Origin of the sequence: Aeromonas sp. XH (assembly GCF_033348475.1) — a bacterium.
In the GTDB taxonomy this organism is placed as follows: domain Bacteria; phylum Pseudomonadota; class Gammaproteobacteria; order Enterobacterales; family Aeromonadaceae; genus Aeromonas; species Aeromonas sanarellii.
On record NZ_CP137630.1, the window covers coordinates 1 to 16,571 of the forward strand.

General features: G+C 62.4%; 15 protein-coding genes. 8 read left to right on the forward strand and 7 right to left on the reverse strand.

Features of this window, described 5'->3' with window-relative positions:
- Positions 1–100: 100 nt before the first annotated feature.
- The 4 genes from dnaA to gyrB all read left to right on the forward strand — a co-directional run bounded on the left by dnaA (position 101) and on the right by gyrB (position 6,172).
- A complete protein-coding gene (dnaA, locus tag R2B70_RS00005) occupies positions 101–1,471 on the forward strand; it encodes a chromosomal replication initiator protein DnaA (RefSeq protein ID WP_042079066.1) in 1,371 nt (456 codons plus the stop codon).
- Positions 1,472–1,554: 83 nt separating this feature from the next.
- Positions 1,555–2,658 carry a DNA polymerase III subunit beta gene (dnaN, locus tag R2B70_RS00010; protein WP_318162330.1) on the forward strand — a complete coding sequence of 368 codons (1,104 nt, stop codon included), beginning with the start codon at positions 1,555–1,557 and terminating at the stop codon, positions 2,656–2,658.
- 2 nt (positions 2,659–2,660) lie between these two features.
- Positions 2,661–3,764 (forward strand): DNA replication/repair protein RecF, encoded by a 1,104-nt coding sequence (gene recF / locus R2B70_RS00015; protein ID WP_318162331.1) that lies wholly within the window; start codon positions 2,661–2,663, stop codon positions 3,762–3,764.
- A complete protein-coding gene (gyrB, locus tag R2B70_RS00020; protein ID WP_209794793.1) occupies positions 3,761–6,172 on the forward strand; it encodes a DNA topoisomerase (ATP-hydrolyzing) subunit B in 2,412 nt (803 codons plus the stop codon). The genes recF and gyrB overlap by 4 nt, the downstream gene beginning before the upstream one ends.
- A gap of 115 nt (positions 6,173–6,287) precedes the next feature.
- Here gyrB and R2B70_RS00025 read toward each other — a convergent pair whose 3' ends face one another.
- Positions 6,288–6,665 carry a VOC family protein gene (locus R2B70_RS00025; protein ID WP_216991377.1) on the reverse strand — a complete coding sequence of 126 codons (378 nt, stop codon included), beginning with the start codon at positions 6,663–6,665 and terminating at the stop codon, positions 6,288–6,290.
- A gap of 66 nt (positions 6,666–6,731) precedes the next feature.
- Entirely contained in the window at positions 6,732–7,436 is a 705-nt protein-coding gene (locus tag R2B70_RS00030) for a YafY family protein (protein ID WP_318162332.1), read from the reverse strand.
- A 236-nt stretch (positions 7,437–7,672) separates the two neighbouring features.
- Between R2B70_RS00030 and R2B70_RS00035 the strand changes: the two genes are divergently transcribed.
- Together R2B70_RS00035 and R2B70_RS00040 are read left to right on the forward strand one after the other, a co-directional pair.
- The gene (locus tag R2B70_RS00035) at positions 7,673–8,086 is read left to right on the forward strand and encodes an Hsp20 family protein (protein WP_209794794.1); all 414 of its coding nucleotides are present in this window, start codon (positions 7,673–7,675) and stop codon (positions 8,084–8,086) included.
- Positions 8,087–8,179: 93 nt separating this feature from the next.
- Complete coding sequence (locus R2B70_RS00040) at positions 8,180–8,620, forward strand: Hsp20 family protein (RefSeq protein WP_010635613.1); 441 nt, start codon at positions 8,180–8,182, stop codon at positions 8,618–8,620.
- Positions 8,621–8,687: 67 nt separating this feature from the next.
- On the opposite strand, the gene R2B70_RS00045 is transcribed toward R2B70_RS00040, so the two are convergent.
- The gene (locus R2B70_RS00045) at positions 8,688–9,938 is read right to left on the reverse strand and encodes a valine--pyruvate transaminase (protein WP_318162333.1); all 1,251 of its coding nucleotides are present in this window, start codon (positions 9,936–9,938) and stop codon (positions 8,688–8,690) included.
- Between the two features lie 283 nt (positions 9,939–10,221).
- Here R2B70_RS00045 and R2B70_RS00050 point away from each other — a divergent pair, with 283 nt between their 5' ends.
- Positions 10,222–10,455: a hypothetical protein gene (locus R2B70_RS00050; protein ID WP_318162334.1), complete on the forward strand. Its 234-nt coding sequence runs from the start codon at positions 10,222–10,224 to the stop codon at positions 10,453–10,455.
- Here the strand turns inward: R2B70_RS00050 and R2B70_RS00055 are convergent.
- A complete protein-coding gene (locus R2B70_RS00055) occupies positions 10,385–11,209 on the reverse strand; it encodes a helix-turn-helix transcriptional regulator (protein ID WP_318162335.1) in 825 nt (274 codons plus the stop codon). The two genes, R2B70_RS00050 and R2B70_RS00055, sit on opposite strands and share 71 nt — an antisense overlap.
- 91 nt (positions 11,210–11,300) lie before the next feature.
- Here R2B70_RS00055 and R2B70_RS00060 point away from each other — a divergent pair, with 91 nt between their 5' ends.
- Entirely contained in the window at positions 11,301–12,428 is a 1,128-nt protein-coding gene (locus R2B70_RS00060) for a multidrug effflux MFS transporter (protein WP_318162336.1), read from the forward strand.
- Between the two features lie 94 nt (positions 12,429–12,522).
- Here R2B70_RS00060 and R2B70_RS00070 read toward each other — a convergent pair whose 3' ends face one another.
- From R2B70_RS00070 to R2B70_RS00080, 3 genes are all read right to left on the reverse strand, one after another.
- Positions 12,523–13,206 carry a response regulator gene (locus tag R2B70_RS00070; RefSeq protein WP_318162337.1) on the reverse strand — a complete coding sequence of 228 codons (684 nt, stop codon included), beginning with the start codon at positions 13,204–13,206 and terminating at the stop codon, positions 12,523–12,525.
- Between the two features lie 53 nt (positions 13,207–13,259).
- Positions 13,260–15,848, reverse strand: coding sequence for a sensor histidine kinase (locus R2B70_RS00075; RefSeq protein WP_042079056.1), 2,589 nt, complete (start codon positions 15,846–15,848; stop codon positions 13,260–13,262).
- A 118-nt stretch (positions 15,849–15,966) separates the two neighbouring features.
- On the reverse strand, positions 15,967–16,494 hold the full coding sequence (locus R2B70_RS00080; RefSeq protein ID WP_318162338.1) for a potassium-transporting ATPase subunit C: 528 nt from the start codon (positions 16,492–16,494) through the stop codon (positions 15,967–15,969).
- Positions 16,495–16,571: the final 77 nt, after the last annotated feature.

The following is a 16,571-nucleotide window of genomic DNA, read 5'->3' on the forward strand; positions in this document are numbered from 1 at the left end:
AGGATCTTATTTGCTGGATCCGTGCGGCGGCAACTGGAGATCCGGCCACTAAAAACGTAGAATAGCCGGTCTTTACTTAATCAATTGACGGGAGTCTAGAGTGACTGCTTCGCTATGGCAGCAGTGCCTTAACCGGCTGCAAGATGAGTTGCCCTCGGCAGAATTCAGCATGTGGATCCGGCCGCTTCAAGCGGAGTTGAGTGACAATACTCTGACCCTGTATGCACCGAACCGCTTCGTTCTGGACTGGGTGCGCGACAAGTACCTGCTCCGGGTCAACGGCATCATCAACGAGCTGTGTGGGGCCGATGCTCCCACCCTGCGTTTTGACATCGGCAATCGCCCCCATCCCGTCGCGGTCGCCAGGGCGCCGGCACGCGGTGTCGATCCTGTGAATAACTCTCCCAAGAGCTGGGAGAACAAGGCCGAAGCCAAGCCCGAGCCGAATCACAAGAGCAACACCAACGTGAACTACACCTTCGAGAATTTCGTCGAGGGTAAGTCCAACCAGCTGGCCCGTGCGGCTGCCCGTCAGGTGGCAGACAATCCGGGTGGCGCCTACAACCCGCTGTTCCTCTACGGTGGCACCGGTCTGGGCAAGACCCACCTGCTGCACGCCGTTGGCAATGCCATCAAGGATCGCAAGAAAGACGCCAAGGTCATCTACATGCACTCCGAGCGGTTCGTGCAGGACATGGTGAAGGCGCTGCAGAATAACGCCATTGAAGAGTTCAAGCGTTATTACCGTAGCGTCGATGCCCTGCTCATCGATGACATCCAGTTCTTCGCGAACAAGGAGCGCTCCCAGGAGGAGTTCTTCCACACCTTCAACGCCCTGCTCGAAGGTAACCAGCAGATCATCCTGACCTCGGATCGCTATCCGAAGGAGATCAACGGGGTGGAGGATCGTCTCAAGTCCCGCTTCGGCTGGGGTCTGACGGTGGCGATCGAACCGCCCGAGCTGGAGACCCGGGTTGCGATCCTGATGCGCAAGGCGGACGAGAACCAGATCCACCTGCCAGACGAAGTGGCCTTCTTCATCGCCAAGCGGCTTCGCTCCAACGTCCGTGAACTGGAAGGCGCCCTCAACCGGGTGATCGCCAACGCCAACTTCACCGGCCGCGCCATCAACATCGACTTCGTGCGCGAGGCGCTGCGCGATCTCCTGGCCTTGCAGGAGAAGCTGGTCACCATCGACAACATCCAGAAGACGGTGGCGGAGTACTACAAGATCAAGCTGGCGGATCTGCTCTCCAAGCGCCGCTCCCGTTCCGTTGCCCGCCCGCGCCAGCTGGCGATGGCGCTGGCCAAGGAGCTGACGAACCACAGCTTGCCTGAGATAGGGGATGCCTTTGGTGGCCGTGACCACACCACAGTTCTTCATGCCTGCCGCAAGATCGAGCAGCTGAAGGAAGAGAGTCACGACATCAAGGAAGACTATTCCAACCTGATCCGTACCCTTTCTTCCTGATAACGGAACGGAGTGCACAGATGCAGATTGCATGTTCCAGCCTGATCCGAATCCTTTCCTCCCAATAACAACGGAGAGCACAGATGCAGCTCGAAATTAGCCGTGAGGCCCTGTTACGTCCCCTGCAACTGGTGTCCGGTGCCCTGGGTGGCCGGCCGACCCTGCCCATCCTCGGCAACGTCCTGCTCGATGTCAGCAATGGCCTGCTGTCGCTGACCGGGACCGATCTCGAGGTGGAGATGATCGGACAGGTCTATCTCAACAGCGACAGCCAGGATGGCCGCACCACAGTGCCGGCGCGCAAGCTGCTGGACATCTGTCGCGGTCTGCCGGAAGGGGCGGAGATCCGCTTCAGTACCGAGGGAGAGCGCCTCATCATCCGTTCCGGCCGCTCCCGCTTCAACTTGTCGACCCTGCCGGCGACCGAATACCCGAACATCGAGGATTGGGAATCCGTGCTCGAGTTCGACATCAGCCAGCTGGAGCTGAAAAAACTCATCGACGCGACCCAGTTCTCCATGGCGAGCCAGGACGTGCGTTACTACCTGAACGGCATGCTGTTCGAGAGCGAAGGTCACGGCCTGCGTACCGTGGCGACGGACGGTCACCGGCTGGCCACCTGCCGCCGCGAAGTGGTGCAGGAATCGCTACCCGATCATCAGGTCATCCTGCCCCGCAAGGGGGTGCTGGAGCTGGTGCGCCTGCTGGAAGCGGAAGACAAGCCGGTGCGGCTGCAAGTGGGCCGCAGCAACCTGCGCGCCGCCCTGGATGGTTTTATCTTCACCTCCAAGCTGGTGGATGGCCGTTTCCCGGACTGGCGCCGCGTCATCCCGAGAGGGAGCGACAAGGCCCTGATCGCCGGTCGCGAGGATCTGCGCCAGGCCTTTGCCCGTGCCGCCATCCTCTCCAACGAGAAATTCCGTGGGGTGCGTCTCAATCTGCAGGAAAACCTGCTGCGCATCACCGCCAACAACCCGGAACAGGAAGAAGCCGAAGAGCTGCTTGACGTACAATACGCCGCTGGCGAGATGGAGATCGGCTTCAACGTCTCCTATGTGCTGGACGTGTTGAATACGTTAAAATGTGACCAGATCCGGATCAGCCTGAGCGATTCCATCAGCAGCGCCATTATTGAGGATTTTGAGAACCAAGATGCCCAGTACGTGGTGATGCCGATGCGGATCTAGTCGTGACCCTGGTCAAACTCCAGCTCAGCGACTTTCGCAACATCCAGCACGCCAGTCTCGCGCTGTCTCCCGGCCTCAATATTCTGGTCGGGAGCAACGGCAGCGGCAAGACCAGCGTGCTGGAAGCCATTCATTATCTTGGTCTCGGCCGCTCGTTTCGTACCCATTTGACCGGGCGGGTCATCCGCCAGGGCGAGCGGGCCTTTACCCTGTTTGCCCAGTGCGAGCTGGAGGGGCGTCAGGTGCCCATCGGGCTTGCCAAGGACAAGGGGGGCGAAACCCAGCTCAAGATCGCCGGTGCCCAGGCCCAGCGCCTGGCCGATCTGGCGGAGCTGTTGCCGGTACAGTTGATCCACCCCGATGGTTTCAGCCTGCTGACCGGTGGGCCCCAGGCTCGCCGGGCCTGGCTCGACTGGGGTGTTTTCCATCAGGAGCCGACCTTCTTCTCCCTCTGGGGGCGGGTGCGTCGGCTGTTGAAGCAGCGCAATGCCTTGCTGCGCCAGAGCACCCAGTATCGTCAACTGGCGTTCTGGGATCAGGAACTGGTGCGACTGGGTGGCGAGTTGGCGGAGTTTCGCGCCAGTTATTGTCAGGCCATTACGCCCCTGATCAAGGAGATGACGGCGGATTTTCTGCCGGAGTTCGACATCAGTCTTGGATTCTATCGAGGCTGGGAAAAAGACACTCCCCTCGATGCATTGCTGGAGGCGGGGTTCGAACGGGATCGTTCGCTGGGGTACACTGGGGTCGGTCCGCAGAAGGCGGACGTACGGCTCAAGGCGAACGGCGTGCCCGCGCAGGATATTTTGTCCAGGGGTCAGCTGAAGTTGCTGGTCTGTGCCATGCGGCTGGCCCAAGGGCTCTATTTGAATCAACATAGCAGCCGCGGCTGTATTTTTTTAATTGATGATTTTGCCTCTGAACTGGATGTCGACAAACGTCGTCTGCTGGCCGCAAGGCTGAAGCAGTGCGCGTCCCAGGTGTTCATCACCGCCATCGATACCGGTCAGCTCGCAGACATGATGGATGCGAGTGACTGCAAGCTGTTCCACGTGGAACAAGGCAAGATCTCCGAAACGTTAGAGAAGGCAGAGAGTAAGCTATGAGTGAAAATACTTACGACTCCTCGAATATCAAGGTGCTCAAGGGCCTGGATGCGGTCCGCAAGCGCCCGGGGATGTATATCGGCGATACGGACGATGGATCGGGCCTGCACCACATGGTGTTCGAGGTCGTCGACAACTCCATCGACGAGGCTCTGGCTGGCTACTGCTCCGATATCCAGGTCAAGATCCATTCCGACGGCTCCGTCTCCGTGCGCGACAACGGTCGCGGCATTCCGGTGGACATCCACCCGGAAGAGGGTCGTTCCGCCGCCGAAGTCATCATGACGGTGCTGCACGCCGGCGGCAAATTCGATGACAACTCCTACAAGGTGTCCGGCGGTCTGCACGGTGTGGGTGTCTCCGTGGTGAACGCGCTTTCCGACAAGCTGCTGCTGACCATTCGCCGCAACGGTCATGTCTACGAGCAGACCTATCATCTGGGCGAGCCGCAGGCACCCCTCAAGCAGATTGGTGACAGCACCGGCACCGGGACCGAAGTCCGCTTCTGGCCGAGCCCGACCATCTTCAGCGACACCCTGTTCCACTACGAGATCCTGGCCAAGCGTCTGCGCGAGCTCTCCTTCCTCAACTCCGGCGTCTCCATCCGCCTGATGGACGAGCGTGACGGCCGCGAGGCGCACTTCTGCTACGAAGGGGGCATCAAGGCCTTCGTCGAGTACCTGAACCAGAACAAGACCCCGATCCACCCGAAGGTGTTCCACTTCACCACAGAGCAGGACGGCATCGGTGTCGAAGTCGCCATGCAGTGGAACGACGCCTATCAGGAAGGGGTCTACTGCTTCACCAACAACATTCCGCAGCGGGATGGTGGTACCCACCTAGTGGGCTTCCGTACCGCGCTGACCCGGACGCTGAACAACTACATGGACAAGGAGGACTACAGCAAGAAGGCCAAGTCCGCCGCCAGTGGTGACGACGTCCGTGAAGGTCTGATTGCCGTTATCTCCGTCAAGGTGCCGGATCCCAAGTTCTCCTCCCAGACCAAGGACAAGCTGGTCTCGTCCGAGGTGAAGACCGCCGTGGAACAGGCGATGGGCGAGAAGCTGGCAGACTTCCTGCTGGAGAACCCGGGCGACGCCAAGATCGTGGTCAACAAGATCATCGATGCGGCCCGTGCCCGCGAAGCGGCCCGCAAGGCCCGCGAACTGACCCGCCGCAAGGGCGCGCTGGATATCGCCGGTCTGCCCGGCAAGCTGGCCGACTGTCAGGAGAAAGACCCGGCGCTCTCCGAACTCTACATAGTGGAAGGGGACTCTGCGGGCGGTTCCGCCAAGCAGGGTCGCAACCGGAAGAACCAGGCCATACTGCCGCTCAAGGGCAAGATCCTGAACGTGGAGAAGGCCCGTTTCGACAAGATGATCTCCTCCCAGGAGGTGGGCACCCTGATCACCGCCCTGGGTTGTGGCATCGGTCGCGACGAGTACAACCCGGACAAGCTGCGCTATCACAACATCATCATCATGACGGATGCGGACGTCGATGGTGCGCACATCCGTACCCTGCTGCTGACCTTCTTCTATCGTCAGATGCCGGAAATCATCGAGCGTGGCTACGTCTTCATCGCCCAGCCGCCACTCTACAAGGTGAAGAAGGGCAAGCAGGAGCAGTACCTGAAAGACGAGGACGCGCTGCTGCAGTACCAGACCGCCATGGCGCTGGACGGTGCCACCCTGCACGTCAACGAGTCTGCCCCGGCCATCGGTGGCGAGGCGCTGGAGCGTCTGGTGAACCAGCATCGCTCCGTGACTCACCTCATCACCCGCATGTCCCGCCGCGCGCCGGAAGCCGTGCTGACCCAGCTGATCTATCAGCCTGAGTTGAACGAAACCCTGCTGGCCAGCGAGAGCGATCTGCAGGCCTGGTGCCAAAGCATGGAGGCCGTGCTCAACGAGAGCAACCATGGCATCCAGTACCAGATGCAGGTGCGCCGCGACGAGGAGCGCAGCCTGTTCGTGCCCCACGCCGTGGTACGCCAGCACGGGGTCGACCGTGAATACCCGCTGAGCTACGACTTCCTGCAGTCCGCCGAGTACCGTCAGCTGGTCTCCCTGGGCAAGGAGATCGCCAACCTGATCGAGGAAGGCGGTTACATCAAGCGTGGCGAGAAGGTCAAACCGGTCGCGAACTTCGTGGAAGCGGTCGAGTGGCTGATGGGCGAAGGCAAGCGCGGCATCTACATCCAGCGCTATAAAGGGCTGGGGGAGATGAACCCGGAGCAGCTGTGGGAGACCACCATGGATCCGGAAGCCCGTCGCATGCTGCGCGTCACCATAGACGACGCGGTCGGCGCCGACCAGCTCTTCTCCACCCTGATGGGGGATGCCGTAGAGCCCCGTCGCGACTTCATCGAGACCAACGCCCTGCGGGTTGCCAACCTCGACGTCTAATCAGACGGTCCGACAACAATCAAAAGCCGCTCCTCGTGAGCGGCTTTTTGTTTTCTGGGTGGAAGGGACATGGCGCGTTCCACGTGAAACATGGCTCCGTCTTGATGGTGCCGGTTCAGCCCAGTTCGGGGGCCGGGCAGTAGAGGCGCAGACGATGGCCATCCGGATCGAGCGCCATGCAGGTGTAGCCAAACTCCATCCGGGTCGGTGCCTGGATCAGGGTGAGACCGCGTGCCTGCCACTCGGCAGACTGTCTATCGACGGCGACATCATCAGGGAGGGCGAAGGCCAGCTCCATCGCTCCGGCCGCTTGGGTCACTGCGGGCTCGACCGTGGTGCTGGACCAGAGTGCCAGTCTGGCGCCTGATTCGAATACGAACATGGCAAAGGTGGGGGACTCCTCCACCGGTGAGTGTCCGAACAGCTCGCGATAGAAGAGAGTGCTATGAGCCGGGTTGGCAACGTAGAGGATGGTGAACTGGGGGACTAACATGGTGATGCACCTTGCTGATGAAATGGCGCAATGGCGCCGACCCCGTCAGCATGGCGCGACCTGCTGTCAGTTTCTGTCAGCAATGAATCTGGGTTGCGGGATCTGCTGGCTGTCGCGCCACTCCTTCAGCAGGCTCTCTCTGCTTTTGGGATAGCGGCAATCTTCAGTCTGCATCCGGGTGATGCGATCGACCCGAAAGTGGCGAAAGCCCTGACGCAGCTCGCACCAGGCCACCAGTACCCGCACCTGCTCGAAGTAGCCGAGGGCAAAGGGCCAGACGGTGCGCTCCGAACTCTCCTCCTTGAGATCCCGATAGCCCAGGGTCACCTTGCGTTGCTGGCGGATGGCGCTGCGCAACGGGGCTTCATCGGTGAGGCGGTCGCTGCGGGAGGTACCGATCAGCAGGGCATTGCTCTGGAGCTGCTGACGATAGTCGGCGGGTAGCACGGCCTCTATCTTGGCCAGCGCGCTGCTGGCGGCGGTACTGAGGGCATGATCGGCATGGGCCGCCACCCAGCGTGAACCCAGCACCAGTGCGTCCAGCTCCTCCTCGCTGAACATCAGCGGCGGCAGCATGAAGCCGGGGCGCAGCACATAGCCGATGCCCGCTTCCCCCTCGATATGGGCGCCTTGTGCCTGCAGGGTGGCGATATCCCGATAGAGGGTGCGCAGACTGATGCCAAGCTGGCTTGCCAGCTCGGTGCCTGTGGTGGCGTAGCGATGGCCGCGCAGCAGTTGCAGCAGGGCCAGCAGGCGTTCGGAACGGGACATGATGTGGCTCCTCAAGATCTCCGCTCAGGGTGCCATGTTTGTGACTGGGGGAGGAAGCACAATGAGGAAAAAAGTCTGCCACGGGCGGCAAGAAGATTTTTCGAGCAGGGCCCTTGAAAGCCAAATGCTGGCCCCTATATAGATAACAAGGCCGGAACGCTCGACAGAGGTTTCGACCAGGCGCCCGTCCATCAGGAGGGCAAACAATCCGTTATCGCTCACAAGAGGGTAATACTATGCGTTCTATCGACTTTTCTCCGCTCTATCGTTCTGCCATCGGTTTCGATCGTCTGGCCAATCTCATCGAATCTGCCGCCAGCAATGGCAATGCCGGATATCCCCCCTACAACATCGAGCAGCTGGGTGACAGCGACTACCGCATCAGCATGGCGGTGGCGGGCTTTACCCAGGAAGAGCTGGAGCTGAGCTTCCAGGAAAATCTGCTGACGGTGAAGGGCAACAAGCAGGCCGACACCGAGCGCAACTACCTCTATCAAGGCATAGCCGAGCGCGGCTTCGAGCGCCGCTTCCAGCTCGCCGACTACGTGCGGGTGAGGGGGGCCGACCTGAAAAACGGTCTGCTGCACATCGATCTGGTGCGCGAAGTGCCCGAGGCGATGAAGCCCCGCAAGATCGAGATCAACGGCTGACAGCCTGACCTCGTTGCATTGTTGATGTTTCCCGGGTGCCGATTGACGGGCCCGTGGAGAGTAAACCCTGTTGCTTGTTAGAAGGATAGGATCATGCGTAACCTCGATTTTTCTCATCTCTATTCCAACGCCGTCGGCTTCGAGCGAATGGCCCGCGAGCTGGAAGGCCTGTTCGATCAGAAGACCTCGGCCTACCCCCCGTACAACATCGAAAAGCGCGATCACGACAGTTACCTCATCACGGTTGCCGTGGCCGGTTTCGATCGCAATGAGCTGGAGCTGGAGACCGAAAACGGCACCCTCAAGGTGAAGGGGCGCAAGGTCGCCACCATGGGCGAGCGCCAGTTCCTCCACCAGGGGATCGCCGAGCGGGACTTCGAGCTCGCCTTCAAGCTGAGCCAGCACGTGGAAGTGCAGGGGGCTAAACTGGAGCACGGTCTGCTGACCATAGAGCTGGCCCGGGAGCTGCCGGAGGCGCTCAAGCCCCGCGCCATTCCCATCGGCAAACCCGAGCAACTGGCGCTGCCCGGTTAAGCAAACCGGATCGCGACAAACAAGAGAGGCCTGCATTTGCAGGCCTCTCTGTTTTTGCAGCATGGGGTTAGCCGGCGTAGAGGCTGTTGATCTCGTCGGCCAGGATGGCGATGCCACGGCGCACCAGCTCCTCGCTCTGGGAGTAGTTGAGGCGGATGCACTCCTGGCTGTGGCGCCACTCGGGGTCGTCGATGCCGGGGAAGAAGTAGTGGCCGGGCACGATCAGCAGGTTCTTCTCCTTCAACCGCTCGTAGAGCGCCTGACTGTGGATCGGCAGGTCTTCGAACCAGAGCCAGAGGAAGAGGGCACCCTCCGGCTTGTGGATGTGGAAGCGCGGATCCGGAATGGCCTCGCGCAGCAACTGGACCGCGAAGGCGGCTTTCTGCTGGTAGAAGGGTTTCACCACCTGTTCGCTCAGGGTGATGATGTCACCGCTCTCTATCATCGGAATGGTGATGGCGGGGCCCAGGCTGCCCGGCGCCAGATTGATGATGCCGCTCAGGTTGGTGATGGCCCGGATGATCTTCTCGTCGGCGATGACGATGCCGCAACGGGTGCCCGGCAGACCGAGCTTGGAGAGGCTCATGCAGAGGATGGTGTTGGCGTTCCAGAACGGCCTGGCTTCGCTGAAGATGATGCCGGGGAAGGGGACGCCGTAGGCGTTGTCGATGAGAAGCGGGATCCCCTTGTCACGGGCGATCTGATCGAGGTGCTCGATCTCCTCGTCGGTGAGCACGTTGCCGGTGGGGTTGGTCGGCCGGGAGACGCAGATCACCCCGATGTCGTCGCCCACCTGCAGGCTCTCGAAATCCACGTGGTATTTGAACTGGCCGGCGGGCAGCTTCTCTATGGTGGGCTTGTAGGCGACGAAGTGATCCTCCGAGAGGGCCGAGTCGGCATAGCCGATGTATTCGGGGGCCAGCGGGAACAGCACCTTCTTCTTGCGGCCGTCGGCGAACTCACCGGCCAGCAGGTTGAACAGATAGAAGAAGGCGTTCTGGCTGCCATTGGTCAGGGCGATGTTGCGGGACGAGATCGCCCAGCCCAGCTCCTTGCTGAGCAGCCCGGCCAGCGCCCTGGTGAATCTGTCCTTGCCCTGGGGGCCATCGTAGTTGGCCATGGCCTTGATCAGTTCGCCGTTGTCGAGCAGGGTTTTGGCCTCGGCCTGAAAGCGTTCCAGCATGGCGGGGATGGGGGCCGGGTTGCCGCCTCCCAGCATGATGGCGTCTGGGTTCAGCAGTCCCTGATTGAGGTCATCCATGAGTTGGGTAATACCGGCGTGGCGAGTGAACTTCTCGCCGAACAAGGAGAATTCCATTCGGTGGCAAATCCAGAGTCAGTTAGAGGAAGAGCTAGCACCATAGCTCAGTTTAAAAGCGGGTGTCGATGAAAAAAACGGGACGTTCCACGTGGAACAGGGTTGTCATTATGGAGGTGGTAAAAAAAACCATTTATAGGTTTTAAAATAACCAATATTCGATCCAGGAAGAGGCGTGGAGGCATCAAAAAATTATTTATATCAATAAAATCATGATTTTATAAATCTGGCACAACTATTGGAATAACTCTCTGGTCATCTCAACCACACCGGAGCACACCAGATGAAGATCCTGATCGCTACCCTGATTGCCAGCAGCCTGAGCCTGACCGCCATGGCCGCCGAGAACCCCAGACCCGAACTGGACAGCGCCGGGTTGCAGCAGGAGGTGCTGGCCCTGCAGCAGCAGGCATCCCATGACGTAGTGGCAGAGGCCATCCACAACCTCAAGCCGCTGGCCCTGGAGACCCTGGTGGTGGAGGCGAGCTCGGCCGATGCGACTCACCCCGAGAGTTGAGGTAGCGCAAGGGGGTCTGCCCCGTGTGCTGCCTGAAGAAGCTGATGAAGGCGCTGTCGCTGGCAAACTCCAGGGCAGCCGCCACCCGGCTGATGGGCTCGGCATCGGCCAGCAGTTCCATGGCCCGCAACAGCCGCCACTGCTGGCGCCAGGCCTGGTAGCTCATGCCGGTCTCCCGCATGAAGATGCGACCTATGGTCTTGTCACTGGCACCCACCCGTTCGGCCAGCCGGTTGAGCCGATCGGGCAGGGTGTCACCCCGCTTTATCTCCTGCAGCCAGTCGACCAGACGCCCGTCTGACGGCAGCGGCAGCTGCCAGGATTCCCGCGGCGCTTGCGCCAGCTCCTCCTTCAGCAGCGCCAGGGTGCAATGCTGTTCCACCTCCGGTTTGTCCCACGGCCAGAGCGCCATCCGCTCTATGATCTCCCGCAGCAGCGGGTTGACCGCCAGCACCGCCATCTCGGTCGGCAATGCTGGTCTCGGCTGGAAATAGAGGGAGCGATAGGCCACCACCCCGCGCATCAGCACCCGATGGGGCAGGCCCGCTGGCAGCCAGGCTGCCCGCGTCGGCGGGAGCAGGCAGACCCGATTGTCCAGCTCTATGGTCATGCAGCCGGCCTGGGCGAACAGCAGCTGATGACGCCGGTGTTGATGGCGGCCGGAGTCGTGCCAGCCGAGGGCGGCGGCGATGCCAACCACGGGGCCATAGTGCTGGTCGGGGTCGAAGGGGTGATCGGGAAGAATAAAGGCCATGTGTCCGATTATTGATGTTTATAGTCCTGCTTATTGTAATCGGACAATCGGTGACTCTCTAGAATGACGCCTCTTGTGAAGGAGGTATGTCATGAACAACAGGTTGCCGCCACTCTGGCTGGTGGTCGGATTGATGATGTTTCCGCAGATAGTGGAGACCATCTACAGCCCGGTACTGACCCAGATCGCCACTGAGTTTCGGGTGAGCGAGGGGCAGGCATCCCAGACCCTGTCGGTCTATTTTCTGGCGTTTGCGGCGGGCGTGGTCTGCTGGGGCCGGCTGTGCGATCTGGTCGGGCGGCGCCCCGCCATGCTGGCGGGGTTATTTACCTATGGCACCGGCACCCTGCTGGCGCTGCTGGCCACTCAATTTGAAACTCTGCTGCTGGCCCGGATCATCTCGGCCTTCGGCGCCGCCGTGGGCTCCGTGGTGACCCAGACCATGCTGCGCGACAGCTATCGGGGCAGCGAGCTGGCGCGGGTCTTCTCGGTGATGGGCATAGCGCTCTCCCTGAGTCCGGTGCTGGGGTTGGTGAGCGGCGGCCAGCTGGCGAGCTGGTTCGGCTATCTCGGGGTGTTCGGCGCCCTGCTGGTGTTGGCCGCCGGATTGCTGCTGACGGCAGGCTGGCAGTTGCCGGAGACCCGCCCAGCCATCACGCAACAGATAGCCCTCTGGCCGCTGGCATGCCGGATGGCCCGTGACCCTGGCTTGTGGTGCAGCGCCGCTCTGGTGGCCCTGTTCAACACCATGCTGTTCGGTTACTACAGCCTGGCGCCCTTCCTGTTTGCCGGTCTGGGGCTGAGTGCGGGCGAGTTTGGTTACACCGGGATCCTGCTTGCTCTGGCGACCCTGGGGGGCAGCCTCCTGAACCAGCGGCTGCTGGGGCTTGGTTGGCAGCCGGCCTCAGTGGTTCGGCTGGCCTGCGGCCTGGCACTCATCTGCGGGGCCTGGGTGTGGCTCAGTCAGGGCGGCCTCTGGTTCCTGTTGCCCATGATGGGGGTGGTGGTGGCGTTTGGGCTGGCGATCCCCAATGTGCTGAGCCAGGCTCTGCTGGCCTATCGGGAGGTGGCGGGCAGTGCCGGCGCCCTGTTCGGGCTCGGCTACTATCTGCTGCTCGGCCTGGGGTTGGCCATCGCCGCCCTGTTGCAGGATCTTGGCCTGCTGCTCGGCGGCTGCGGTCTGCTGGCATTGATCTGCGGCTGGCGTCGTTCCACGTGAAACATCAGCTGCCGATAAAGCGGTAGCCAATGCCGGATTCAGTCTCGATAAGGGCGGGTTGATGGGGATTGTCACCCAGCTTCTTGCTGCAACATCAACTGCCGATAAAGCGGTAGCCAATGCCGGATTCAGTCTCGATAAGGGTGGGTTGATGGGGATTGTCACCCAGCTTCTTGCGCAGGCTGGCGATGACGATGCGCAGGTAGTGGGTGTCCTCCTTGTGGCTCGGTCCCCAGATGTCGTTGAGCAGCTGGGTCTGCTGCACCAGCTTGCCGGGGTGGCACACCAGGGCCTGTAACAGGGCGAACTCCTTGCGGGAGAGGGGGACCTCTTCGCCTTGCAGCGTGACTCTGTGGCTGCTGCTGTCCAGGGTCAGCCCGCACTGGGGGAAGTGGCGGCACTCGCCGCTGGTGGCCCCCGCACGCTGGCGCAGCAGCACCCGGATGCGGGCCATCATCTCGCCGACGCCGAACGGCTTGCTCATGTAGTCGTTCGCTCCCGCATCCAGCAACCGCACCTTCTCCTGCTCGGAGTCCCGCGCCGACAGCACCAGCACTGGGTTGGCGTGGTGCTCGCGAATGGCCTGCAGCACCTGGAGACCGTCACCGTCCGGCAGGCCGAGATCCAGGATCACCAGGTCGGGATTGAGGTGGCGATACTGCGCCAGCCCCTCGCCGACACTCACGGCTTCGCTCACCTGGTGCCCCTCGGCGACCAGGCTGATGCGCAGGAAGCGGCGGATGGCCGCTTCATCATCTATGACCAGGATATGGGCCATTCGACCTCCGGCAGTGAAGATGGAAGAGAGAGAAACCGGCCAGGCCTGTGCATCTACACCTCGGGCGCATTGAGGGCCAGCGGCAGGGAGATGCGCATGCAGGTGCCGTTGCCGTTAGGCCCGGCGAATGCCCAGATGCGACCGCCGTGGGCCTCTATCATAGCGCGGGAAATGGCGAGGCCAAGCCCGGTGCCGCGGCTGCCGCAGTCGCCGACCGGCTGGGTGTAGAAGAGGTTGAAGATCTTGTCCCTGTCCGACTCGGCGATGCCGACCCCGATGTCGATGATGTCGATGATGAGGTCGGGGTCCGCCAGCATCACCTTGAACTCGATGGGGGTGCCGGCTGGTGAGTAGCGGGAGGCGTTGTCGAGGATGTTGACCAGCACCTGCTCGATCAGGGCGCCGTGCACATAGAGCCGGGGGAGCTGCTGATCGAAGTGCACCAGCAGCTTGTGCTGGCGCCAGGAGGAGTCGAGCCGCTTGCGGGCGCTCTCCACCAGATCGGCGAGCTCGACCCAGTCCCGCTTCAGCTGGAAGTCCGGCGAGCCGATGCGGGTCATGTCCAGCAGGTTCTGCACATAGCTGTGCAGGCGGCGCGCCTCGTCCTGCACCGAGTGCAGCAGTTCGCTGCGATCCTCCGCACTTATCCGGTCACCGTATTCCAGCAGGGTGCTGCCGGCCCCCATGATGGTGGCGAGCGGCGTCTTCAGATCGTGGGAGACGGAGGAGAGCAGGGCGGCACGCATCCGATCCGTCTCCGCCTGCAGCTGGCTGTCCGCCAGCCGCTCGTTGAGATCGATACGGGCCAGGGCGGCACGGATGTCGGTGAGCAGCGCCTGCAGTTGATGCTCGGCGGAGGAGGCGAGCGGTTTGGCCAGCCGGATGCCGAGCACCAGCTCGTCGCTGAGGTGATGATACTGGGCCTCGGCCGCGTTGAGGGTGGCGGTGTGGGCGCCGGCGCTCTGCTTCTGGGCCAGGCACCAGTCGATAGCCGCCTTGTCGGTCTGGCCGGGTCCCCGCAGTTCGTCACCGGCCCTGTGCTGGTAATCCTCGTCGAGGGCAAACACCGGCTGGCCCAGGGCCAGGGCGATGGCCTGGGTGCCCTGTCGCAGCACTTCCACCGGGTTGCTGGCGGTGGCCAACCCCTGACTCAACGACAGCAGGGCGTTGCCGAGCTGCTGGGTCTCGCGCAGCCCCACCAGCTGCTGGCGCTGGCGTGAGGCGAGCCGGCCGGCCGCGATGCCGACGATGAGCAGCACGAACAGGGTGAGCAGGTCGCTTTGGCTGGCCACGCTGAGTGAGAAATAGGGTGGGGTGAACAACAGGTTGTGGGCCACGAAGCCGAGCACCGCTGCCAGGATGGCGGGCACCAGGCTGGTGGTGAGGGCGGTGGCCAGCACCCCCAGCACGAACAGCATGGGCAGGGAGGCGGGTGGCAGCCAGTGGGAGAGCCCCCAGACGACGGCCGAGGTCGCACCCATGATGGCGACTGCCAGCAGGCTCTGGCGGATGTCCTTGGGACCGACGGGGTGCAGACCCTTACCGGGCTTGCGCGTCTCCGTATCCACTAGCGTGATCTCGAACCCCTTGGCCTGTTTCAGCAGGTGCTGCACCAAGGAGCGGCGCCAGGGGGGATTGTGCGGTTTACCGAGCAGCAGCTGCGATACCTGCTGCTGCTCGGCGGTCTCCAGCAGGGCATCGGCCACCGCCGGGTTGGAGAGGGTCAGCACCCTGGCGCCGAGCTGGGAGGCCAGCGCCAGCGCCTGCTCCACCTCGGCCGAGCGTTGCCCCTTGCTGTCGATGTGCACCACCAGCCAGGGTAGCTGCCGGCGCTGGGCGAAGCGGTGGCCGTAGCGCACCAGGGAGGCGCCGTGCTGTTCGCCGAGACAGACCATCAGCTTGCCCCGCAGCGGCAGTGTACTCTTGCCCGCCGCCTGCCACTGCAGTTGCAGATCTCCCTCCACATGGCTGGCGGCGGTCTGCATCGCCAGCTCGCGCAAGGCGGTCAGGTTGTTGAGGGAGAAGAAGGATTGCAGGGCGGCCTTGGCCTGGTGGGGCACATAGACCTTGCCCTCCTTGAGGCGGTCGAGCAGCTCCTTGGGGGGCAGGTCGATCAGGATGATGCTGTCGGCATCCAGCAGCACCTGATCCGGCAGGGTCTCCTTGACCCTGACCCCGGTCAGCTGCCACACCAGATCGTTGAGGCTCTCCAGGTGCTGCACGTTCAGGGTGGTGTAGACGTCGATGCCGGCGCCGAGCAATTCCTCCACATCCTGCCAGCGCTTCTCGTGGCGGCTGCCCGGGGCATTGGTGTGGGCCAGCTCGTCCACCACGGCGATGGCGGGCTTGCGCTCAAGCAGGCCATCGAGGTCCATCTCTTCCAGCCGCTGTTGACGGTGAGAGTAGAGTTGGCGCGGCTGGATGGGCAGTTTGTCCAGCAGGGCCAGGGTCTCCTGGCGGCCGTGGGTCTCCACCACGCCGATCAGGATGTCGACACCCTCCCTGGCCTGTTCCCGCACCGCCTGCAACATGGCGTAGGTCTTGCCGACCCCGGGGGCGGCGCCGAGGAAGACTTTCAGCTTGCCCTTGTGTTCCTCTTCCAGGCTGGCCAGCAAGGCGTCGGCCCTCACCTCATCACGCATCCCCGTGCTCCCGTTGCGTCGGCCTTACCGCGGCCGTGACCTCATTGCTCATGCTTGTCCCCGGCGGGCCCTGCGGCTGCGTTGAAAGGGGTGATCTACTGCATCGCAAGGAGCGCCCTCAGGCGCCCTTTTGATGATCGAGTTGCAGGTTCAACTGGAGAATGTTGACCACCTGCGGGCCAAGGATACCAGCTTGTGCCGCCGACTTGACCTGCTCCGTCAACCGGGCGGGATCCAGCCCCCGTTCCTTGGCCACCCTGTCCACCTGGGGCAGCACGGCATCCAGAGGCAGATGGGGATCCAGGCCTGAGGCGGAGCGGGTCAGCAGGGCGGGGACTCTGGCTTCCGGCTGCTCTTTTGCCACCTCTGCGGCAAACTCGGCCCGCAGGGGTGAGCTCATGCCGAGGTTGCTGGCGCCGCTGCCAATGGTGGCGAAATCGCTGGCGGAGGGGCGGGAGTTGAAGTACTCCGCCCGCTCGAACTTCTGGGCCAGCAGGGCGCTGCCGATCAGCTGTTGCTTGTCGTCGTGCAGCTGGCTGCCGTTGGCCTGCCAGGGGAACAGCACCTGGGCCAGCCCGGTGACGGCCAGCGGATACGCCACCCCCAGCAGCAGGGTCAGGGTCAGCAGGGTTCTGATTGCGATCATGATGTAGTTGCTCCAAATGTGTTGAGTGGATGCGGGTCTGCCCCGCATCCGTTGATGCCGTTACACCAGCCCCAGGC